The 21,601-nt window shown below is 70.0% G+C and carries 21 protein-coding genes; 13 read left to right on the forward strand and 8 right to left on the reverse strand.

Annotated features, from left to right (window positions below; all coding sequences use genetic code 11):
• Positions 1-46 precede the first annotated feature (46 nt).
• The 7 genes from PQ455_RS15670 to PQ455_RS15700 are packed head-to-tail and all read right to left on the reverse strand — an operon-like array spanning position 47 to position 6,383.
• Positions 47-1,084, reverse strand: coding sequence for an alpha/beta hydrolase (locus tag PQ455_RS15670; RefSeq protein ID WP_273687025.1), 1,038 nt, complete (start codon positions 1,082-1,084; stop codon positions 47-49).
• Positions 1,081-1,971, reverse strand: a complete 891-nt coding sequence (locus tag PQ455_RS15675) for a pirin family protein (RefSeq protein WP_273687026.1) — start codon at positions 1,969-1,971, stop codon at positions 1,081-1,083. The genes PQ455_RS15670 and PQ455_RS15675 overlap by 4 nt, the downstream gene beginning before the upstream one ends.
• On the reverse strand, positions 1,968-2,273 hold the full coding sequence (locus PQ455_RS15680; protein ID WP_273687027.1) for a GNAT family N-acetyltransferase: 306 nt from the start codon (positions 2,271-2,273) through the stop codon (positions 1,968-1,970). The genes PQ455_RS15675 and PQ455_RS15680 overlap by 4 nt, the downstream gene beginning before the upstream one ends.
• A 24-nt stretch (positions 2,274-2,297) precedes the next feature.
• Complete coding sequence (locus tag PQ455_RS15685) at positions 2,298-3,188, reverse strand: SDR family NAD(P)-dependent oxidoreductase (RefSeq protein ID WP_273687028.1); 891 nt, start codon at positions 3,186-3,188, stop codon at positions 2,298-2,300.
• Positions 3,189-3,215: 27 nt separating this feature from the next.
• Entirely contained in the window at positions 3,216-4,256 is a 1,041-nt protein-coding gene (locus PQ455_RS15690; RefSeq protein WP_273687029.1) for an Atu2307/SP_0267 family LLM class monooxygenase, read from the reverse strand.
• Between the two features lie 28 nt (positions 4,257-4,284).
• Positions 4,285-5,694, reverse strand: a complete 1,410-nt coding sequence (locus tag PQ455_RS15695; protein WP_273687030.1) for an alginate export family protein — start codon at positions 5,692-5,694, stop codon at positions 4,285-4,287.
• 38 nt (positions 5,695-5,732) lie between these two features.
• Complete coding sequence (locus PQ455_RS15700) at positions 5,733-6,383, reverse strand: hydrolase (protein WP_273687031.1); 651 nt, start codon at positions 6,381-6,383, stop codon at positions 5,733-5,735.
• Between the two features lie 149 nt (positions 6,384-6,532).
• Between PQ455_RS15700 and PQ455_RS15705 the strand changes: the two genes are divergently transcribed.
• From PQ455_RS15705 to PQ455_RS15740, 8 genes are all read left to right on the forward strand, one after another.
• On the forward strand, positions 6,533-7,426 hold the full coding sequence (locus PQ455_RS15705) for a LysR family transcriptional regulator (RefSeq protein WP_273687032.1): 894 nt from the start codon (positions 6,533-6,535) through the stop codon (positions 7,424-7,426).
• A gap of 177 nt (positions 7,427-7,603) precedes the next feature.
• The gene (locus PQ455_RS15710) at positions 7,604-8,080 is read left to right on the forward strand and encodes a cation:proton antiporter domain-containing protein (RefSeq protein ID WP_273687033.1); all 477 of its coding nucleotides are present in this window, start codon (positions 7,604-7,606) and stop codon (positions 8,078-8,080) included.
• Complete coding sequence (locus PQ455_RS15715) at positions 8,077-9,027, forward strand: retropepsin-like aspartic protease (protein WP_273687034.1); 951 nt, start codon at positions 8,077-8,079, stop codon at positions 9,025-9,027. The genes PQ455_RS15710 and PQ455_RS15715 overlap by 4 nt, the downstream gene beginning before the upstream one ends.
• Positions 9,028-9,037: 10 nt before the next feature.
• On the forward strand, positions 9,038-9,994 hold the full coding sequence (locus PQ455_RS15720; protein ID WP_273687035.1) for a zinc-binding dehydrogenase: 957 nt from the start codon (positions 9,038-9,040) through the stop codon (positions 9,992-9,994).
• A 20-nt stretch (positions 9,995-10,014) separates the two neighbouring features.
• Complete coding sequence (locus PQ455_RS15725; protein WP_273687036.1) at positions 10,015-10,290, forward strand: hypothetical protein; 276 nt, start codon at positions 10,015-10,017, stop codon at positions 10,288-10,290.
• Positions 10,287-11,288 carry a zinc-dependent alcohol dehydrogenase family protein gene (locus PQ455_RS15730; RefSeq protein WP_273687037.1) on the forward strand — a complete coding sequence of 334 codons (1,002 nt, stop codon included), beginning with the start codon at positions 10,287-10,289 and terminating at the stop codon, positions 11,286-11,288. Before PQ455_RS15725 ends, PQ455_RS15730 begins: the two co-directional genes overlap by 4 nt.
• A gap of 163 nt (positions 11,289-11,451) precedes the next feature.
• Entirely contained in the window at positions 11,452-12,192 is a 741-nt protein-coding gene (locus PQ455_RS15735) for an SDR family NAD(P)-dependent oxidoreductase (protein ID WP_273687038.1), read from the forward strand.
• A 19-nt stretch (positions 12,193-12,211) separates the two neighbouring features.
• On the forward strand, positions 12,212-13,108 hold the full coding sequence (locus PQ455_RS15740) for an alpha/beta fold hydrolase (RefSeq protein ID WP_273687039.1): 897 nt from the start codon (positions 12,212-12,214) through the stop codon (positions 13,106-13,108).
• Between the two features lie 14 nt (positions 13,109-13,122).
• Here the strand turns inward: PQ455_RS15740 and PQ455_RS15745 are convergent, their stop codons facing one another.
• Positions 13,123-13,857 carry a glycosyltransferase gene (locus PQ455_RS15745; RefSeq protein WP_273687040.1) on the reverse strand — a complete coding sequence of 245 codons (735 nt, stop codon included), beginning with the start codon at positions 13,855-13,857 and terminating at the stop codon, positions 13,123-13,125.
• Between the two features lie 179 nt (positions 13,858-14,036).
• Between PQ455_RS15745 and PQ455_RS15750 the strand changes: the two genes are divergently transcribed.
• From PQ455_RS15750 to PQ455_RS15770, 5 genes are read left to right on the forward strand one after another with little or no spacing between them, the layout of a single operon-like run.
• Positions 14,037-15,029 (forward strand): efflux RND transporter periplasmic adaptor subunit, encoded by a 993-nt coding sequence (locus tag PQ455_RS15750; RefSeq protein WP_273687041.1) that lies wholly within the window; start codon positions 14,037-14,039, stop codon positions 15,027-15,029.
• Between the two features lies 1 nt (position 15,030).
• Entirely contained in the window at positions 15,031-18,138 is a 3,108-nt protein-coding gene (locus PQ455_RS15755) for an efflux RND transporter permease subunit (protein WP_273687042.1), read from the forward strand.
• Complete coding sequence (locus PQ455_RS15760; RefSeq protein ID WP_273687043.1) at positions 18,135-19,520, forward strand: efflux transporter outer membrane subunit; 1,386 nt, start codon at positions 18,135-18,137, stop codon at positions 19,518-19,520. The genes PQ455_RS15755 and PQ455_RS15760 overlap by 4 nt, the downstream gene beginning before the upstream one ends.
• 9 nt (positions 19,521-19,529) lie before the next feature.
• On the forward strand, positions 19,530-20,204 hold the full coding sequence (locus tag PQ455_RS15765; RefSeq protein WP_273687044.1) for a response regulator transcription factor: 675 nt from the start codon (positions 19,530-19,532) through the stop codon (positions 20,202-20,204).
• Positions 20,201-21,550: a sensor histidine kinase gene (locus PQ455_RS15770; RefSeq protein ID WP_273687045.1), complete on the forward strand. Its 1,350-nt coding sequence runs from the start codon at positions 20,201-20,203 to the stop codon at positions 21,548-21,550. Before PQ455_RS15765 ends, PQ455_RS15770 begins: the two co-directional genes overlap by 4 nt.
• The last annotated feature ends 51 nt before the right edge of the window (positions 21,551-21,601 follow it).

Here is a 21,601-nt window from a genome sequence, read left to right on the forward strand (position 1 = left end):
GGCCAGCCTTCGCGACAGAGCAGCCGACCATCGACCGGGACGGCGATCAGGCCGGCGCGCCCCAGCTGGACCGGACGAAGCGGGACACCTCGTCCGCCAGTTCGCGATCCTCGGGCGTGTTGCCCATGAAGCCGCCGTGCGGCATCGCCTCGAACACGTGCAGTTCGGCCGGCACGCCGGAGCGCCGCAGCGTCCGGTGCAGGCGCACGGCATTGGACAGAAACAGGTCGCGCGTTCCGGACTGGATGAAGGCGCGAGGCAGACCCCGCAGGTCGCCGAACAGCGGCGAAAGATAGGGATGCGCGAGATCGGCGCCGTGCGCGTACAACAGGTTGTTGGCCATCAGCGAACCGGGGAGCACCACATCCGCCAGCCGGTTGACCTGGAAACTGTCACCGGATTCGGTCAGATCGACTTCGGGCGACAACAGGACCATCGCCGCCGGCATGGGCAAACCCTCGTCCCGCCCCCGCAGGAGCATGGCGACCGCCAGATTGCCACCGGCGGATCGGCCGCCGATCACGATGTTCGCCGGGGCATGATGCGCGAGAACATGGCGGTAGGCGGCCAGACAATCGTCGAGCGCCGCCGGATAGGGATGGTCGGGCGGCATGCGATAGTCCACGCCGTAGCAGACAACGCCGTGCTGGTCCGCCTGCATCCGGGCGCCCGCCTTGCAGGCCTCCCCACCGCCCAGCACCAGCGCTCCGCCATGCAGGTCGATATAGGCGCAATCCGTCCGCTCGGGCGTCTCCGGGGTCGCGACATGGATCGTCGATTCACCGATCCGCATGGTCCGCGCGCTGGCCCTCAGAATTCCGGCAAGCCCCTTCACCGCGACGGCATATTGGGCATCCGCGGCGGCCTTGAGCAGACGCCAGGCGTCATGGTCCTCCGGTGGGGGCATGGCGTGGCGCGCGTTCAAGGGCGTGCCGTCCTCCCCGACAAGCCGCCGAAGCGCCGCCCCCGCCTCCGGGCTGATCGAGCGCGGAAACGGCAGAAGGCGTGGCGGCAGCCTTATCCCGGCATGCTTCTCGGTCATGGGGTCTTCAACCTCGTTGGCGCCTGACGGACGTTCGGTCATTTCACCGCTGCCGGAAAGGGCGGTTCGTCCGGCAGCGGCGTGAATTCGGCGTTGTCGGCGTCGGGCAGCTTCATCCGGCCCGCCTTCCAGTCGGCGGCCGCCTGCCCGAGCCGGTCCTTCGAGGACGAGACGAAGTTCCAGTAGAGGAAGCGCTCGCCGACCGGCTCGCCGCCGAGCAGCATCACGGTCGATCGCGCCAGCGCACGCACCCCCGACGCCGCCGCGTCGAGGACGAGCATCCGGCCGGCGTCGAAGCGTCGGCCGTCCATCTCGACGGCGCCCTCGGCGACATAGAGCGCGCGTTCGGGATGGCCGGCCGGGATCTCGGCGGCGGCGCCGGCCGCCATGTCGAGGTGGGCGTAGAAGAGCGGCGAGTGCGTCTCGGCACCGGCCGTCAGCCCGTACGCACTCCCAGCGATAAGATGACCGACGACGCCCGCCTCGGTCCATTGCGGCAGGTCGTCGCCGGAATGGTGGGAGAAGGACGGCGCGATCTCCTCCTTGCCGTCGGGCAGCGCGACCCACGCCTGGATGCCGTGCACGCGATCGCCCACCGCGCGGGCATGCTCGAAGCGTTCGCTGTGCGTGATGCCGCGTCCGGCGGTCATCCAGTTGACCTCGCGCGGGCGGACGACCTGCTCGATCCCCACGCTGTCGCGGTGCATGATCTCGCCGGAGAAAAGGTAGCTGACGGTCGACAGGCCGATATGCGGATGCGGCCGGATGTCCATGCGCGGATCGAGACCGGGCGGAAGATCGACCGGACCGATATGGTCGAAGAAGATGAACGGGCCGACCATGCGCCGTCTGGCGAAGGGCAGCACGCGCCCGACCTCGAAGCCGCCGCCCAGATCGCGCCGGCGTTGTTCGATGACCAGCTCGATCATGCCGCCTCTCCCGCGCCGGGCGCTGCGTCGACGATGTCGGCGTAATCCGGATGGCGCGCGAAGAAGGCGGTCATGAAGGGACAGACGAGGACCGCCTTTCGCCCGCTCGCGCGGATGCCGTCGAACACGCCACGCGCGAGCGCCGATCCGATCCCACGGCCGGAAAACCGCGCCGGAACGATGGTGTGGGTCAGGACGACGCGACCGCCTTCGAGGCGGTAGTAAGCGGCGGCGATGGCGCTGCCGCCGTCGATCGCCAGCTCGAAGCGGCTTTCGGCGGGATTGTCGATGATGTCGCTCATGTCTTGCTCTCCGCGATGATGCTTTCAGGGCCCGGTCGATTGGGTCGCGAGTCCGGCGCGTTCGCGGGCCAGCATGCCGATCTCGGCGTCCGTCATCCCGCGCGCCGTCCTCAACATGGTCTCGGCGTCGGCGCCGATGGCGGTGACCGGCGGGGCGGGTCCGCTTTCGGCGATCCCGATCACGCGTGCCGCGGCGTCCGCCATCTCGATCTCCGACCCCCGCATGCCATCGAAATGGTCGGCCGCGATGCCGAGCCTCTTCCCGTAAAGGTCGCGCTCGGCGGGCGTCATGCCATCGACAAGCCGCGCCGCCGCCACCGCCGATGCGCTTGCCTCGTCCGCCGGCTTCCAGGCGCTGGTCGGCACGGTCAGCAATTCGATGCCGCATGGCTCGAGTTCAGCCCGATAGACGGACATGAGTGTCTCGATCGCGGCGAGGGACGCGGCGGCCGCGCCGTCGAAGGGGAGCGGCACGGTCGCCGTCCAGCGGCTCATCTGGATGACCTTGCCTCGCGCGATGCGCAAGGCCGGGAGGAAGGCGTTGATGACGGAAATCGCGCCGAACACGTTCACCTCGAACGCGCGGCGCAGGGTGTCGAGCGACAACAGCTCGATCGGCCCGTACGGGCAGGCGCAGGCGGCGTTGACCAGAAGGTCGAGGCCGGCGCCGTCGACCGCATCGGCAACGCCCCCGGCCCAGGCGCGCACGGCATCGATCCGTGACACATCGCAGACGGCGAGGCTCACACGGCGCCCCGACGCGGCCGTGAGATCCCTGACCTCGGCGACCGACGACGCCGTGCCGAACACCACCCAGCCCTTCGCCGCGAACCCCAAGGCGATCTCACGACCGAGGCCCGTACCGGCGCCGGTGATCACGACCGACCGACGCCGCCGAACCGCGCGTGGCTTCATCTCCCGTCTCCCCGGTAAACCTGCCACTCAGCGCGCCGCCAGCGTCGCGCGAACCTTTGGCGCGACTTCGCCGCCGAGAAGTTCGATCGATCGCTTCATCGCGCTCGTCTCGAGCGATGCGGTGCTCATCTGGAAGGTGATCCGGGAGACCCCGCCCAGCACCTCGCCGGCGTGGAGCATCTTGGCGGCGACCGTGGCGGGCGCACCGATCAGGAACGCGCCTTCGGGGCTCGCCATGTCGTCGAACTGCGCCCGCGTCGGCGGCGACCAGCCGCGCTCGCGCCCGACCTTCGCGGTCAGATGCGCCCAGCCCGGAAAGAACGAGTCGCGCGCCTCTCCGTCGCTGTCGCCGACGAAGCCCATGGCGTGGACCCCCACCTTCAACACGCCGGGGTCGTGTCCGGCCTGCCGGCCCGCCGCGCGATAGAGATCGACGAGGGGGCGGAAGCGATCGAACGTGCCGCCGATGATCGCCACCATCAGCGGCAGACCCAGCGCGCCGGCCCGCGCGAAGGATTGCGGCGTGCCCCCGACGCCGAGCCAGACCGGCAGGCGCGGTTGATGCGGACGCGGAAAGACGCCCTGGCCATCGAGCGGTGGCCGGAAGCGGCCGTTCCAGTTCAGGTGGGTCGTCTCGCCGAGTTTCAGGAACAGGTCGAGCTTCTCGGCGAACAGGTCGTCGTAGGCGCGCGTATCCAGGCCGAACAGGGGAAAGGCCTCACCGAACGAGCCGCGCCCGACGACGAGTTCGGCGCGCCCCTTTGAGATCAGGTCCAGCGTCGCGAATTCCTGAAACACGCGCACCGGATCGGCCGCGCCGAGCACGGTGACGGCGCTCGCCAGCCGGATCCGGCGGGTGCGCGCGGCGGCCGCCGCGAGGATGATCGCGGGCGCCGAATCGAGGAATTCGGCGCGATGATGTTCGCCGATGCCGAAGACATCGAGCCCGACCCGGTCGGCCGTTTCGACCTCGTCGAGAAGATCGGCCATCCGCTCCGTCGCGGAGGGCAATATGCCCGTCGTGGGGTCGGGCAGGATGGCCGCGAAGCTGTCGATACCGATTTCCATGCGGGGCCCTTTCAAGGTCGTAATCTGGTCAGAACCGGAAGGTCGCCATCGTGCCGACCATCCTGATCGTTCGCGCGGCCCCCGTATCGCGGATGAAGGGGCCCGGATCGAACGCGCTTACCGAAGCCGACAGAGAAAGCTCGGTCGTGGCCTGCCAGGCGGCGGCCAGCTCGACCTGCTTGCCGATGAAACGGGCGTCACTCTCCCGGCCGCTGCGCGCGAGCAGGCCGGGGATCGCGTAGATCCCGTCGCGAATGCTCTCGCGCCAATAGGCCACCCCCGACAGCGAGAACGCGACATCCCGGCGCGGATGGATCGTGACCGAAGGATGGACGTGGATCAGGTTGCGCGGACCGATCGGGGTCAGCGCGCCGAAATATTTGCCCCGGGGGAAGAGCGGGTTGAGCGTCTGGAGCCTTGGATCATCCGGGTTCCTGTCGCCCGAGACGATATCGGTCGTGAGGCTGATCTCCGGGCGCAGCGGCGCCTTGAGGAACCGGTATCCGATCTCGCCGCCGCCGCCCCATGCGGCCACGCGATGGCCCGCGAAGGTGCCGCGCTGGATCGCGCTCTCGATGTTCCAATACCAGCGGCGGTGATCCCCGAAGATCCGGCCCCCGAAGGTGTGGACGACCTGCCGGCCGGCGCCCTGATCGAACACCGCGTTTCGATCGCGCGCGCCGAGATAGTAGACGTCGAACCCGTTGGCATGGCTGCCGCCGAGCCATCGCGTCGCATAGAGCCCCCATACGGACTTTCCGCGCGAGCGACGGTCGTCGAAATCGCCGGGCGCGGTATCGACGGGCCGGAGATACAGCGCCGTCAGCTGGACCGTCCTGCCCGTCAGCACCGCTTCGGCGCCGTCGAAGGGGAGCGGGATGCCGGGGCCGTAGCGCGTATCGATGAACCGGCCGCCGCCGAGCGAGACCAGCTTGCGGCCGGCCGAAAGGCGAAGGGACGCGCCCCGCGCGATCGGGAACTCGACCTCGGCGAACGCCTGCATCATGTCGATACCGGTCGTGTCGACCGGCTTCTTCGGCTTGTCGGCACCCGACATCGCCGACAGGATCGGTTGCGCGAACAGGCGCAGCTTGCCGACGTGGAGATCGGCATAAGGCATCAGGCGATGCCAGACATAGCCGTCGTCGGGCGCCGAGCCCCAGTTGACGTTGCGATAGCCCTCGAAACGCGACCGCGCCTCCACGCCCGTGGTGAGCCAGGTCGATCCGCTTCCGTCGAGCGGGATATATTTGAACGCCTCCGTCCAGCGCCCGGTCCGGTTCGCGGGATCCGCGAGGCTGGACCAATCCTCCGAATAGCGTTCGATCGTGAGCGTCGGCGCACGCTCCAGGTCGGTCGTGACCTGGGCATGCGCCGCGCCCGCGACGGCGGTGGCGAGCCCTGCCGCACCCCGCATGAGAGGCGTGGAGATCGGCACGCGACGAGGCGCCTGTCCGATGTCCGTCCCCGCCGGGATCAGCCGGCGGCGCCGACCGGGGTGTTGAGCAGCTGCTGCTCCCACATATAGGCGATGCCGCTGCCGCCGAAATGCTCGATCAGGATGTCGGGGAGCAGGGCGGCGGTATCGAGGCGCGCCCAGTCGCGCTGCCATTCGGACCCGACCGCCGCCCAGGTCAACATGTTCACGCCGGCCGCCACCATGCGCTGGATCGCGACCTGATGCGCCTCGACCGAGACGCCGCCCGATGCGTCGGTCACGACGGTCACGTCCCAGCCCTCGCCGGCGGCCTGGATGGCGGGCATGGCGACGCACACCTCGGTCCACAGGCCGGCGATGATGAGCTGCTTGCGCCCCGTCGCCTTCACCGCGTCCACGACCACCTTGTCCTGCCAGGTGTTGATGAAGGTGCGGTCGATCACCTCCTGATCGGGAAATACGTCGGTCAGCTGCTTGAAGAGCAGGCCGCCGCGATCGGCGATGACGCTGGTGAGGATGGTCGGCACGTTGAACGCCTTGGCCATCTTCGCCAGCGCGGTCGTGTTGTTCACCACCGCCTGCGGATCGTGGCTGTTCACGTTGGCGAGCTGGTAGGGCTGATGGTCGATCAGGACGAGGACCGAGTCTTCGGGGCGAAGGAGGGAGTCGAGGCCGTTGCGAAGGGTCATGGTCTTTTCCTCTGCTGCCGCTGTTGTCTTGCATGGTTGCGATCGACACGCCGCAGACGCTGCCGTGTCCTGTGGACAGTGCCCGCGCGATTTGTGATACGATAGCGCCTGGTCGCGGTACACTGTGTCGCACTTTCAGGAACGCAGCGATGGACATCGAAGAATTGCGGACATTCGTCGAGGTCGCCGACGCGGGCGGCGTGACGGCCGCGTCACGCCGGCTCGGCGTATCCAAGTCGATCGTCAGTCGCAGGCTCGCCCGGATCGAGGAGGATCTCGGCATCCAGCTGCTCGCGCGCACGACCCGAGGCGCCGCGCTGACGGAGGCCGGCGCCACGTTCCGCGATCACGCCGCCAGAATCTGCGCCGAAATCGAGATTGCCCGGGAGACGATTCTGCCCGCGGGCGAACTTCGCGGTCGCCTGCGGATAGCGGCGCCGCTCACGTTCGGCCCGACCCACTTCGCCCCGGTGTTCGCGACGCTGGCGCAGCGGCATCCGAAACTGCATGTCCAGGCCAATTACACCGATCGGTTCGTCGATCTGATCGCCGAGGGATTCGATTGCGCGATCCGGGTCGGGCATCTTTCCGATTCAACGCTGCTCGCGCGGCGGGTGGGATGGACCACCGCGAAATATGTCGCCAGCCCCGACTATATCGAACGACACGGCGCGCCCGAAACGCCCGAGGAATTCGTGACGCATGAAGTCGTCATGCAAGGCACGGAAACCTGGATGGCGATGGACGGGGACAAAGCGATCCCGATGAAGCCACAGGGGCGGTTCAAGGCTGACAACGCTGTCGCGCTCGTCGCCGCCGCCCTCGCCGGAATCGGCCTCGCGGGTGTGCCGGAGGAGCTGATCGGCGAGCATCTGGCCTCGGGTGCGCTCGTCCCCGTCATGCCGCGCTACCCATGCCCCGATCTCGGCATCTACGTGATCCGGCCTCCGGGGCAGCATCCGGCGCGCAAGATACGGGTACTCACCGAGATGCTGCTCGAATGTTACGGCCACTACAGGCCGACGGCGACGGCGGAGCGCTAGCCCGCCCGGCGTTCCGCCAACTGCGACACAGAGTGTCGCGCGGCGCCGCTACCGCACGCGGCGCGGGGATGACAGATTTCCGCCCGATCACCGCCGTCGACGGCGTCGGCGCCTGTCCGTGCCGGTTCGCCCGGGGCGGCGCGGGTCGTCGACTGACGCAAGGGAAAGGGCGCGATCGTGGCTGACGCAAGCCTTGGGCAGACGATTGGACCCGCGGTCACCCTGATGGCGGCCGCCGTCATCGCGGTGCCGCTGTTCCGCCGGCTGGGGCTGGGATCGGTTCTCGGCTACTTCACGGCTGGCGTGCTGGTCGGGCCATCGGTCCTCGGCTTCTTCACCGATACCCGTTCCATATTGCATTTCTCGGAACTGGGCGTGGTGATGTTCCTGTTCCTGTTCGTGATCGGGCTCGAACTGCGTCCCCACAAATTGTGGGCGATGCGGGGCCAGATCTTCGGGCTCGGGTCTTCGCGCGCTCGGCTTCGACGAGGCGGTCGACGATGTCCGACGCCGCGACAGCGAGCGGCTGACCGAGCAGGTGCAGGGGGACGAGATGTCGGGCCGCGACCGCCTGCATCTCTGCCCGACCGCCGGATCGCTGGCGACCCAATGACCTTCAAGCCCCATAACAGAGCAAGGATTCATCCGTCATGAACAAGGATTGGCTGGCCGGCGTCATGGTCGTTGCCATGATGCAGGCATACGGCCCGGTCGGGCGGGCGGAAGCGCAGCCGCCCGATGCGACGGGCGACGCGCCGATACGCGCCCCTTCCCGGCCTGTCAGCATGCCGTTCGTGCTGCGCGACAATCTCGTCACGATCGACACCCTCATCAACAATCGGCCGCAGCGCGCGGTGCTGGATAGCGGTGCGGGCTCGCTCGTGATCGATCGGAGCATGGTCCGGAAGCTGGGGCTCGGCGAGGGCACATCGGTCGGCGACGTCGCGGCCGCCGGCGGTCAGACGGAGCAGTTGCGGCCGATCGACATCGAAAGCCTGACCGTGGGGCCGCTGCACTTCGCGCATGTCGCGGGACACTCCGTGAACCTCGGGCAATTGTCGGCATCCGCCGGCTTCCCCGTCGAGCTTCTGGTCGGCGCGCCGGCGTTCAGGCACGGTGCCGTGACGGTCGATTACCGGAAGCGTCGCGTGACGTTCGGGCCGAGCGGGAGCGCGCCGGCATGCGCGGCCCCGATCCCGCTACGCATCGTCGAGAATGTCCCCGTCGTCGACGTGGATGTTCGGACGACGCCGGGCGCGGAGCCGGTCCGGCTCAAGCTCGTCGTGGATCTCGGGACGCGGCACAATGCGATGATGGTTGGCGGCCCCTTCCTGCGCAGCGAGGCGGGGCTGGCGTTGATGCGGTCGGGCCGCGCGCGGAAGGTGGGGCATGGCGTCGGAGGCGCGGTACAGGGCAATGTCGCGCGCATCGCGGCATTGCAGGCGGGCGCCTTTCAGGCCGCGGACGTCGAGGTCGCCCTGACGTCCGGCGCGGCGGCGTTCGAGGCCGGGATCGTCGATGGATCGCTGGGGATGCCCCTCTGGGGCAAGGGGGTCATCACCTTCGACTATCCCGCCAGGCAATTGTGTATAGCGCGGTGAGGGCGACCTGATGCGTGCGGTGACCGTGATCGGCAGGCCCGGCGGCCAGCGGCTTGCGATCGAGACGGCCGACCGCCCCGTGCCGATGCCGGGTGAAGCGCTGGTGGCGGTCGAGGCGATCTCGCTCAACAATGGAGAGGTGCGCACCGCGCTTGCCGGGGCGGCAGGCGCACGGCCCGGCTGGGACTTTGCCGGCGTGATCGAATCCGCGCCCGCCGGGTCCGCCTTTTGCGCGGGCGATCGCGTCGTCGGGCTGAAATTCGACGGCGCCTGGGCCGAGCGGGTCAGCGTTCCGACGAAATTCCTTGCACCCATCCCCGACAATGTCCCGTTTGAACTCGCAGCCGTGCTGCCGGTGGCCGGCCTCACGGCGACGATCGCGCTCTCGAAGAAGGCGCTGCGGGCAGGAGACAGACTGCTCGTCACGGCGGCGACCGGCGGCGTCGGTCTGATCGCCGTGCAGCTGGCCGCCGCGACCGGCGCCCATGTCGTCGCGTTCGCCCGGCGCGAGGACGATGCCGCGCTGCTGCGGCGGCTCGGCGCGACCGCCGTCGCGGGCAGCGCCGAGGATGCCGCGCGCCTGGGGCCGTATGACCTCATTCTGGAAGGCGTGGGCGGCGAGCTGCTCGGGCATGCCCTGTCGTGGCTCTCGCCGCGTGGCATGTGCGTCCAGTTCGGCGACGCGGGCGGCGATGACGTCACGACATTCAACGCCAAGGCCTTCCGCCTGGGTTCCGGCGGTGCGTTCGGCGGGACCTCGCTCTACGGCTTCGTCCTCGCCGAAGAGCTGACGCGGCTGGAGCCGGCCGACGCCGCCGCGCTGCTCGCGGGCCTCGCCGTGCGGCTCGGCACCGGAAAGCTGGATCCCGTGATCGGGAAGATCGGCTCCTGGCGCGAGATCGATCACGTCGCCCGCGCGCTCCTGTCTCGCGCCTTCAAGGGAAAGGCCGTCCTGCGGCTGGATTGAGACGCCCTGCGGAGACGATCATGCCCACTGAACCGCAACGCATCACCTTCAGGAACGACGGGCGGGACATCGCCGGCCACCGTCGCCTGCCCGACAGTGTCGAGGAGCGGCGGGCCTATCCCGCCGCTGTCGTGGCCGGCCCCGGAAGCCGCGTGGAGGAGCAGGCGCGGCACCCGCGCGCGGCAGCTGGCCGGGCGCGGCTAGGTGACGCTCGTGAAAACGGCCCGTGCGGATCCTCGCTCGACATGACGAAGCCGACGATGACGCAACCCGACCAGAAAAGGAGCATGTCGTGACCAATTCCATGAAGGCCATCCTGCTTGTCAGGTTCGGGGGCTACGACGCCTTCGAGATGCGCGACGTGGCCGTCCCGGCCGTCGGACCCCGACAGGTCCGGGTGCGCGTCCACGCCACCGCCATCAATCCTCTGGACTACCAGATTCGGCGCGGCGATTACGTCGATCATGTGCCGCTACCCGCCATCATCGGGCACGACGTCTCCGGGGTCGTGGAGGAGACGGGAGAGGCTGTCACCGAGTTCGGCGTGGGTGACGAGGTCTATTACACGCCGAAGATCTTCGGTGGCCCCGGTTCCTATGCCGAACAGCACGTCGCCGACATTGATCTCGTCGCCAGGAAACCGCGCAATCTCAGCCACATCGAGGCGGCCAGCCTGACGCTGGTCGGCGGCACGGTCTGGGAGTCCCTGGTGACCCGCGCCCGGCTCACCGTTCAGGAAGCCATTCTGATCCACGGCGGCGCCGGTGGCGTGGGCACGATGGCGATCCAGCTTGCCAAGGCGATGGGCGCACGGGTCATCACCACGGCCCGCCAGGCCAACCATGATTTCGTGCGTTCGCTCGGCGCGGATGAGGCGATCGACCACACGCGCGACGACTATGTCGCGGCAGTAGCGGAACTGACGCAGGGCCGAGGGGTGGACGTCGTCTTCGATACGATCGGCGGCGATACGCTCACGCGGAGCGGGCTCGTGCTCGCGGACGCCGGGCGGGTGGTCAGCATCGTCGACATCGCGCAGCCGCAGAATCTGATCGAGGCCTGGGGCAAGAACGCCGCCTACCATTTCGTGTTCACCCGGCAGAATCGGGGCAAGCTCGATGCGCTGACAAATCTGGTCGAACGTGGCCTGATCAAGCCGGTGATCGGCGCGGTGCTGCCTCTGGCGCGCGTCGGCGACGCGCATGCGCTGCTCGAAGCCGGAGGCGCCCGTGGACTGAGAGGGAAAGTGGCGATCGACGTGATGGGCCAGACGGTCCGGCTCCCCGCGCCATAGCGGATACGAACTTCCGTTCCCGCCCGCGCAACACAGTTCGACATTTCTCGATACCAAGACAATTCCCGCGGGATCACTACCTCCGAAGAGCAGGTCGTCGTGGCCACCGCGACATGGCGGACGTCATCGGATCTGGTTTCAAACGGTAGGGAAGGGCGATTGCATGATCGATCTGGCCGGAAAGCGCGCATTGGTGGCGGGCGGGTCACGGGGCATCGGGGCCGCGATTGCCTCGGCATTGGCCGAAAACGGCGCCGACGTCGCGTTTACCTATCGGGATTCGACGGAGCGCGCCCGGGAGGTGGCCGACGCCATCGAGAAGACCGGTCGTCGTGCCGTCGCCATCCAGGCGGACAGCGCCGACCCCGACGCCATCACCCGCGCGGTGGGCGACGCTGTCTCCGCCCTTGGCGGGCTCGACATCCTCGTCAACAGCGCGGCCATCGGCCACATGGGCACGATCGCCGAGACCGATATCGCCGACTATCAGGCCGTGATGGACGTGAACGTCCGGGCGCCGCTGCTGTTCGCCAAGGCGGTGATACCGCATCTCGGCGAGGGCGGGCGCATCGTCACGGTCGGATCGGCCTTGGGAGAGCGCGTGCCGTTCGCGGGCATCACCCTCTATGCGATGTCGAAGGCGGCGCTGACCTCTTTCACCCGTGGTCTCTCGCGGGAGCTGGGGCCGAGCGGCATCACCGTCAATCTCGTCCAGCCCGGCGCCACGGATACGGATGCCAATCCCGCCGGCGGCGAAGGCGCGGACGTCCAGCGCGGATTGACTTCGCTCGGCCGCTACGGGACGCCGCGCGAGATCGCGAACGCGGTGGTGTTTCTCGCAAGCCCGGCGGCGAGCATCATCACGGGCACGACCCTGACCGCCGACGGGGGCGCGATCGCCTGATCCACAGGGAGGAGAAACCATGTCCACCGTACAGTATCGCACATTGCGGGTCGGCGCGGTCGAGGTCTTCTACCGGGAGGCCGGCGCGGCCGATGCGCCGGTCCTCCTTCTCCTCCACGGCTTTCCGTCCGCCAGCCACATGTTCCGCGATCTGATCCCGCGCCTGGCGGACCGCTATCGCCTGATCGCGCCGGACCTGCCGGGATTCGGCAAGACCAGAGCGCCCGAGCGTGGCGCTTTCACGTACAGTTTCGATGCGCTGGCGGGCGTTCTGGAGGGGTTCGTCGATGCGCTCGGGCTCGACCGCTTCGCGCTCTATATCTTCGATTATGGCGCGCCGGTCGGCCTGCGCCTCGCGATGCGGCATCCCGAGCGGATCAGCGCCATCATCTCCCAGAACGGCAACGCCTATGAGGATGGCTTCAGCGACGAATGGGGCGCGTGGCAGGCCTATTGGCGCGATCCGAGCGACGCCCATCGCGAGGCGTGCCGGGCGTCCCTGTCGCCCGACACGATCCGCAGCTGGCAATATGGCACCGGCGCCGACCCCGCCCTGCTGTCACCCGACGGCTACGAACTCGACATCGCCTATATGGCGAGGCCCGGGGCGGAGGAGATCCAGCTCGACCTGATCCTCGACTATCGCAGCAATGTCGCGCTCTATCCGGCGTTTCACGCCTATTTTCGGGCGCATCGCCCGCCTTTGCTGGCGGTCTGGGGGCGGCACGATCCCGCGTTCATCCCCGCCGGCGCCCACGCTTATACGAAGGATCTGCCGGACGCGGAGGTGCACCTCCTCGATACCGGCCATTTCGCCCTGGAGACGCACCATCGCGAGATCGCCGACCATATCGGGGAATTTCTCGGACGGACCGTCCGGCCGTATGAGCGAGCGATCGGCGCGAACGGCGCCTGAAGGGACGCAGCGGCCTATCGGGTGTCGAGGCTATTTCGTCCTTCGCGAACTCTGCGCGGCAGATAGAGGATGCGCCCCGCGTCGGGAGCGCTTTCCAGATCCACCCAGCCATCCTCGCGCCCCGGCCGGCCGGGGCGGTGGGCGAGCCACTGGCAGAGTTCGAGCAATTCGTGGGCTTCGGCGGGCGCGGTCATCGGCTGGCCCTCGACGTCGCGGCGCCCGTCCAGCCCGGCGCCGAGCAAGGCGGAAAGATTGCGGCCGGCGATACGATCGAGCCGCTCCGACGCCAGTTCGGATGTGGTGACGACGATATCGGCATGGGCGAGCAGGGGGCGCAGGCGGCGCTCGGCGCGCCAGCGGCCGAGCAGATGGGGCGGCCCGAGATCGTCCTCGCCACCGAGGCGGGCGACGAGGCCCGGACGGCGGCGGCGCCGCGCGATCGAGGCGACGACGCCCAGCACCGGCCAGCAATCGAGCGAGGGCGCGATCACCACGTCCATCGGCACGAGCAGGAAATAGGTGCAGGCCGCCGCCGCATAGGCGCCAAGCGACTGGGGCAGGCGGCCGATCGGCAGGCTCGCCGCCGCCAACTCCACCCCATCCCGTTCGGGATCGAGCGCGGCAGGCGGGGCCTGGCCATGGACCAGCGTGATGCTCGCGCCGCGCTCGGCCAAGCTGACGGCGATGCGGCGGATCGCGGCGATCGTGCCCTCGGGCAGCCCATCGGGCACGGTGATGCCGATCCTCACGCGCGCGCCCCTCGCGACGGCGGGGCGGCGCGCCGGGGCATGGCGGATCGGGGGCGGGGCGGCGTCACGAAGCCCCAAATACTACGAATGATTGCTCCGGGGATGGCTCCTCCCCAACATTGGGATATCGTATAGTCGGCGAGAGTTGCCCTCCATCGCCCGGCCCTAGCGTCCCGGCCATGGTTCGCTTCCTCCCCCTCGCCTCGCTCCCGCTTTGCCTGTCGGCCTGTCAGGAAAGCCCGGCGCCGCCCACCGCGCCCAAGCCGGCCCTGCTCACGCCTGTCGCCCACGAAAGCGAGCTGCTGACGGTAGCGCTGACGCCCCAGGCGCGGCAGCGGCTGGGCATCGCCACCGTGACGGTCGGCGCCGGCGCGGCGGCGGCGGTGCGCGAGACGAGCGGCGAGATCGTGGTGCCGCCGATCGCGCCGGGCGGCGTGCCGACCACCTCGCTCTCCAACCTCGCCCAGATCGGCACCCAACAGGCCGCCGCCGATGGCGAGGTCGCCCGCACGACCGCCGCCGCCCGGCTGGCGCGCATCGCGCTCGGCCGCGCCGAGGCGCTGGTGCGCGAGGAGGCCGGCAGCATCCGGGCGCGCGACGAGGCGGCCGCCGCGCTCGCCTCGGCGGAGGCGGTGCGCGACGCCGCCGTCGCCCAGCGCCGCCTGCTGGGGCCGGGCATCGCCGCGATGGGCGGGCAGAGCCGGTTGTGGGTACGCGTGTCGGTGTTCGGCAGCGATCTGACCGCGATCCGCCGCGACCGTGCCGCCGCGATCCGCGCGCTCGGCGCCGACACCACGGCCCGCACCGCGCAGCCGGTCGGCGCGCCCCCCTCGGCCAACGCCACCGCCGGCACGGTCGATCTCTATTACGCGCTCGACAATCGCGATCGGGCATGGCGGGTCGGCCAGCGGGTCGCGGTCGCCCTGCCGCTCGCCGCGCGGCACGATGGCGCGGGGCTGGCGGTGCCCGCCTCGGCGATCGTGCGCGACATCTATGGCGGCGAATGGGTCTATCAGCGGACCGCGCCCGATACCTATCAGCGCCGCCGCATCGAGATCGTGGCGCAGGCGGATGGACAAGCCATCGTCGGCCGGGGTCTCGAGCCGGGGGCGGCGGTGGTGACGGCGGGGGCGGCCGAATTGTTCGGCACCGAGTTCGGCGCGGGCAAGTAAGATGCTCGCCTGGCTCGTCCGCGCCGCGCTCACCCAGCGCGTCCTCGTCCTCGCGATGGCGGGATTGCTCGTGCTGTTGGGGCTGCGCGCCTCGACCGCCGTGCCGCTCGACGTCTTCCCCGAATTCGCCCCGCCGATGGTGGAGATCCAGACCGAGGCGCCGGGCCTTTCCACCGAGGAGGTCGAGAGCCTCGTCACCGTGCCGATCGAGACGCAGGTCAACGGCGTGCCCGATCTCAAGACCCTGCGCTCCAAATCGGTGCTGGGCCTGTCGTCGGTGGTGATGCTGTTCGATCCCGGCACCGATGTGATCCGCGCGCGCCAATTGGTGCAGGAACGGGTGACGCAGGCGCAGGCCCGCCTGCCCGCCGCCGCCCGCCCGCCGGTGATGCTGCCGCCGCTTTCCTCGACCAGCCGGGCGATGAAGATCGGCATTTCCTCCAAGACGCTCGATCAGATGCAGCTTTCCGAACTGGTGCGCTGGACGATCCGGCCGCCGCTTATGGCGGTGCCGGGCGTCGCCAATGTCGCGCTCTGGGGTCAGCGCGACCGCCAACTCCAGATCCTGGCCGATCCCGATCGGCTGCGCGCCGCCGGCGTCACCCTGGCCGAATTGCGCGCTGCGGCGGGCGACGCGGTGCTGATCGGCGGCGGCGGCTTCGTCGACAGCGCCACCCAGCGGCTCGCGGTGCAGCAGGCCGCCCCCGTCCAGAGCGCCGACGATCTCGCCCGCACGCTCGTCAAGGTCGCGGGCGACGCGCCCGTACGCATCGGCGACGTGGCGCGCGTGGTGGACGGCTTCGCCGCGCCGATCGGCGATGCGATCATCAACGACGGCCCCGGCCTGATGCTGATCGTCGAGAAGCAGCCGACCGGCAACACGCTGGACCTGACCCGCGCGGTCGAGGCCGCCATCGCCGAGCTGAAGCCCGGCCTGAAGGACGTGACGATCGACACCACCATCTTCCGCCCCGCCACCTTCATCGAACGATCGATCGACAATCTCGGCGAGGCGCTGATGATCGGCTGCGTGCTGGTTGCGATCGTGCTGTTCCTCTTCACGCGCGACTGGCGGCAGGCGGCCATCAGCCTCGTCGCCATCCCCCTGTCGTTGCTGGGCGCGGGGCTGGTGCTGCTGTGGAGCGGGGCGACGATCAACACGATGGTCATTGCCGGCCTCGTCATCGCGCTGGGCGAAGTGGTCGACGATGCGATCATCGACGTGGAGAATATCGCCCGCCGCCTGCGCCTCAACCGCGATGCCGGCACGCCCGATCGCCCGTTCGACGTGGTGCTGCGCGCCTCGCTGGAGGTGCGATCGGCGGTGGTGTTCGCCTCGCTGATCGTGATGCTGGTGTTCCTGCCGGTGTTCTTCCTGGGCGGCGTGGCCGGCACCTTCTTTCGCCCGCTCGCCATCGCCTATGTGCTGGCGATCGGCGCGTCGCTGCTGGTGGCGCTGGTGGTGACCCCCGCTTTGTGCCTGTGGCTGCTGCCCCACGCCCCGCTCAGGGCCGAGCGCGACACGCGCTTCGTGGCCGGGCTCAAGCGGCGTTACGCCGGGATGCTGCCGCCGATCGTCGGTCGGCCGAAGGTGGCGATGGGCATCGTCGCGGGCGGGCTGGCGCTGGCGGGGCTGGGCTATGCCAGCTTCCAGGATCAGTTCCTGCCGGACTTCCGCGAAACCGATTTCCTGATGCACTTCGTCGAGAAGCCCGGCACCTCGATCGAGGCGATGGACCGCATCACCATCCGCGTCTCGAAAGAATTGCGCGCCATTCCCGGCGTCCGCAACTTCGGCGCGCATATCGGCCGCGCCGAGGCGGCGGACGAGGTGGTCGGCCCCAATTTCACCGAATTGTGGATCAGCCTGGACGAGACCGCCGATTACGACGCCAGCGTGAAGCGCATCAAGGCGGTCGTGGACGGCTATCCCGGCCTCTTCCGCGACGTGCTGACCTATCTGCGCGAGCGCATCAAGGAGGTGCTGTCGGGCGCCGGCGCGACCATCGTCGTCCGCGTGTTCGGCCCCGATCAGGTCGAGCTGCGCGCCGCCGCCGAGCGGGTGAAGGGCGCGATCGCGCCGATCGCGGGCGTCACCGATCTGAAGGTGGAGCAACAGGTGCTCGTCCCCCAGATCCAGATCCGCCCGCGCCCCGCCGACATGGCGACCCTCGGGCTGACGGCCGGCGAGGTGCGGCGGCAGGCGCAGACCCTGGTGGCGGGGCAGAAGGTCGGCGAAATCTATCGCGACCAGAAGTCCTTCGACGTCGCCCTGTGGGGCGAGCCGCGCGTGCGGGGCGATCTCCACGCGATCGGCGACCTGATGATCCAGGCCCCCACCGGCGCGCCCGTCCGCCTTCGCGACGTGGCCGACATCCGCGTGGTGCCCGCGCCGAACGAGATCAAGCGCGAGAACGGCCAGCGCCGCATCGACATCACGATGAACGTCGCCGGGGCCGATCTCGGCTCGGTCGCCCGCGCGGTGGAAGGCGCGGTCGGCACGGTGCCGTTCGCGCAGGGCTATCATCCGCAGGTGCTGGGCGAATATGCCGCGCTGAAGGACTCGCGCCAGCGGCTCGCGCTGACCGGGCTGCTGTGTCTGGCGGGCGTGCTGCTGCTGATCTGGCTGGAGTTCCGCTCGCGCCGGATCACCATGCTGGTCGGCCTCAGCCTGCCCTTCGCGCTGGTCGGCGGCGTGATCGGCGTGGCGCTGACCGGCGCGGTGCTGTCGCTCGGCTCGCTCGTGGGCTTCGTCACGGTGATCGGCATTTCGGCGCGCAACGGCATCATGCTGCTGTCGCATTACGATCACCTCCGCCGGGTGGAGGGCGAAACTCTCGGCCCGGCGCTGATCCTGCGCGGCGCGGAGGAACGGCTCGTCCCGATCCTGATGACCGCCACCTGCGCCGGCCTCGCGCTATTGCCGCTGATCGTGCGCGGCAACGCGCCGGGGCACGAGATCGAGCATCCGATGGCGATCGTGATCCTCGGCGGGCTGATCTCCTCGACCGCGCTCAACCTGTTCCTGATGCCGGCGCTCTACGCGCGCTTCGGCTGGGAGGCGCGGCGCGAGCCCGAACCCGCCCCCGCGCGGGAGGCGATCGCATGATCCGGCGCCTCGCCCCGCTCGCGGCGCTGCTGGCGACCGCCTGCGCCACCCCATCCGCCCCGCCGCCCGCCTCGGTCCCGGCCGGGCCGTTCGCGGCCTCGCCAGTCGCCGCGCTGGATGCCGTGCCGGAGGATTGGTGGCGCCTGTATGACGATCCGGTGCTGGACCGCCTCGTTCGCGCCAGCCTGGCGGCCAATGCCGATCTGCGCGTCGCCTTCGCCAATCTGGATGGGGCGCGGGCGGCGCTGTCGCAGGCCCGCGCGCTGCGCCTGCCGCAGACGATGCTCGAAAGCGCCGCCACGGTCGATAATCCCTCCGCCCAGCCCAGCGCCGCCAACGTCTCCGCCACCGATTATGACGTGGCGGCGACCGCCAGCTGGGACATCGACCTGTTCGGCCGCCTGCGCGCGGGCGCGCTCGCCGCCAAGGCCGATGCCGATGCCAGCGCCGCCGCGCTCGACGGCGTTCGCGTCGCGGTCGTGGCCGATACGGTGGCGGCCTATGTCGATCTGTGCGGCGCCACCGCCGCCGGCGATGTCGCCCGCCAGATCGTCGCCGCGCAAGAGCGATCCGTGGCGGCGGTGCGCGAGCAATATCGCGCCGGCGAAGTCTCCCCGCTGGAGGTGTCGCAGGCCGCCACCCTGCTGGAAGCGGCCCGCGCCACCCTGCCGCCGTTCGAGGCGGCGCGCGCCGGGGCGCTCTACCGGCTCGCCACGCTTCAGGGCCTGCCGCCCGCCGCCGCACGGGGCTGGCAACTCGGCTGCACGGCGCTGCCCCGGCTCGCCCGCCCGCTGCCGGTGGGCGACGGATCGGCATTATTGCTGCGCCGCCCCGACATCCGCGAGGCCGAGCGCAAGCTCGCCGCCGCCTCAGCGCGGATCGGCGTGGCGCGCGCCGATCTCTACCCGCGCGTCAACCTCGGCGGGGCGATCGGGCTGCTCGCCGGGGGCTTCGCCGCCACCGCCTCGCCGCTCATCAGCTGGGCCTTCCCCAACCAGGGGCCTGTCCGCGCCAAGCTCACCCAAGCGCGCGCCACCGAACGCGCCGCGCTCGCGAGCTGGGACGTCGCCATCCTGCGGGCCTTGCGCGAGGTGGAGAGCGGCCTCGCCACGCTCGACGGGGAGGTCCGCCGCAACCGCGCGCTGGGCGCCGCGTCGGGCGAGGCCGACACTTACGCCCGCCGCGCCGCCGCCCGCGTCCGGCTAGGCGATGCCGATCCGCTGATCCGCTACGATGCCGAACGCGCGCGGGCGAATGCCGCGCTCCAGCGGGTGCAATCCGATATCGCGATCGGCCAGGCGCAGGTCGCCCTGTTCCGCGCGCTCGGCGGCGGCTGGCAGGGTGCGCCCGTTCCGCTCGCGCCGGGCGTGGGGGTGCGCTAGATGGCGGGGATGCGGATATTGATCGTCGAGGACGATGCCGAAACGCGCGCCTTCATCGCCCGTGGCCTGACCGAGGCGGGCAATCAGGTGACCGTGAGCGAGGACGGGCGCGACGGGCTGTTCAAGGCGACCGACGGCGGTTTCGACGCGATCGTCGTCGATCGGATGCTGCCGGGGCTCGATGGCCTCTCGATGGTGAAGATGCTGCGCGCCGCGCACAACAATACCCCGGTGCTGATGCTCACCGCCGTCAGCGGCGTCTCCGATCGGGTCGAGGGGCTGGAGGGCGGCGCCGACGATTATCTGGTCAAGCCCTTCGCTTTCTCCGAACTGGCCGCGCGCATCGTGGCGCTCGGCCGCCGCCCGGCCGCGCAGGTCGAGCCGTCGCGGCTGGCCCATGCCGATATCGAGGTGGATCTCCACCGCCGCACCGTGAAGCGCGCCGGCCGCCGCGTGACGCTCCAGCCGCGCGAGTTCGCCCTGCTCGCCGAACTGATGCGCAATCCCAATCGCATCCTCACCCGCACGATGCTGCTCGAACGGGTGTGGGATTTCGATTTCGATCCCAAGACCAACATCGTCGAGACCCACCTCAGCCGGCTGCGCACCAAGCTGAATGCCGGGTTCGACGAGGATGCGATCCAGACGGTGCGCGGCGCCGGCTATATGTTGCGCGAGCGATGATCCGCCGCGCCTGGCGCTCCACCTTCGGGCTCGCCGCGATCGTCAGCCTCGCCTTCGCCTTCGCCACGCTGGCGGTGGGCGCCATCGTCTACGAAGTGGCGCACGAGGCGCTGGAGCAGCAACTCGACCACCGGGTCGCGCTGGAGACCCGCGCCCTGCTTGGCGTGCACCGGCAGGGCGGGCTGGCGGGCCTCGCCATCGTGATCCGCCAGCGGGACGCCGCGCGCAACAGCGCCAGCCTCGGCTATATCCTCACCGACGCGCGGCACCGCCGCATCGCCGGCGACCTCGCCGCCGACGTGCCCCACAAGCCCGGCTATTGGGAATTCCTGCCCCACGGCCTCCACCGCGAGCGCGAGGCGCAGGCGCTGACCATGCCGCTGCCCGGCGGCGGCACGCTCGTCGTCGCGGCCGATCGGGCGATGGTGCACGAGATCGACGAGACGATCCTCCACCTGTTCGCCGTCGCCTTCGGGGTGATGCTGGTGCTGGGCGTCGGCAGCGCCTGGACGATCGGCACGATCACCCGGCGCCGGCTCGATCGCTTCGCGGGCGCGGCCGACGCGATCAACGCGGGCGATCTCGGCCGGCGGATGCGCGCCGACGGATCTGGCAGCGAGTTCGACCGGCTGGCGACCGCGCTCAACGCCATGCTCGACCGGATGGTGATGCTGGTCGACAATCTCCGCCACGTCTCGGGCGACATCGCCCACGATCTGCGCACGCCCCTCACGCGCCTGCAAAACCGGCTGGAGGAGGCGCTGGCGATGGAGGGGCAGGGGGACCAGCGCGCCGCGATCGAGGGCGCGGTGGCGCAGGGCCGCGAACTGCTCGAAATCTTCGCCGCGATGTTGCGCATCTCTGAGATCGAGGCGCTGCGCGTGCGCGAAGGTTTCCGCCCGGTCGATCTGAGCGCGCTGTGCGAGGCGATGATCGAAACCTATCAGCCCGACGCGGAGGCCGGCGGCCACCAGATGACCGCGCGCATCGCGCCTGGCCTCATGCTCGAAGGCGACCGCCGCCTGCTCCAGCAGATGCTCGCTAACCTGCTCGACAACGCCCTGCGCCACACCCCGGCCGGCACGCAGGTGACCGTCACCCTGTCGCGCGTGGAGGACACGCTCGCCCTGCTGGTGGAGGATGACGGCCCCGGCGTCCCTCCCGAAGACGTGCCCCGCCTCTTCCAGCGCTTCAGCCGCTCCGAACGCAGCCGCTCGACCGAGGGCTATGGCCTGGGCCTCGCCCTGGTCGCGGCGATCGCGACGGCGCATCGTGGCACGGCATCGGTCGGGCGGCATGAGGGAGGCTTGACCATCAGGATCACGCTGGGCACGGGCGACCGATGACGCCCGCCCCTGAATGCCGAAGCTGATCGGACGACTTACCGCGCAGCCCCG

The organism is Sphingomonas naphthae (assembly GCF_028607085.1).
GTDB lineage: Bacteria > Pseudomonadota > Alphaproteobacteria > Sphingomonadales > Sphingomonadaceae > Sphingomonas_Q > Sphingomonas_Q naphthae.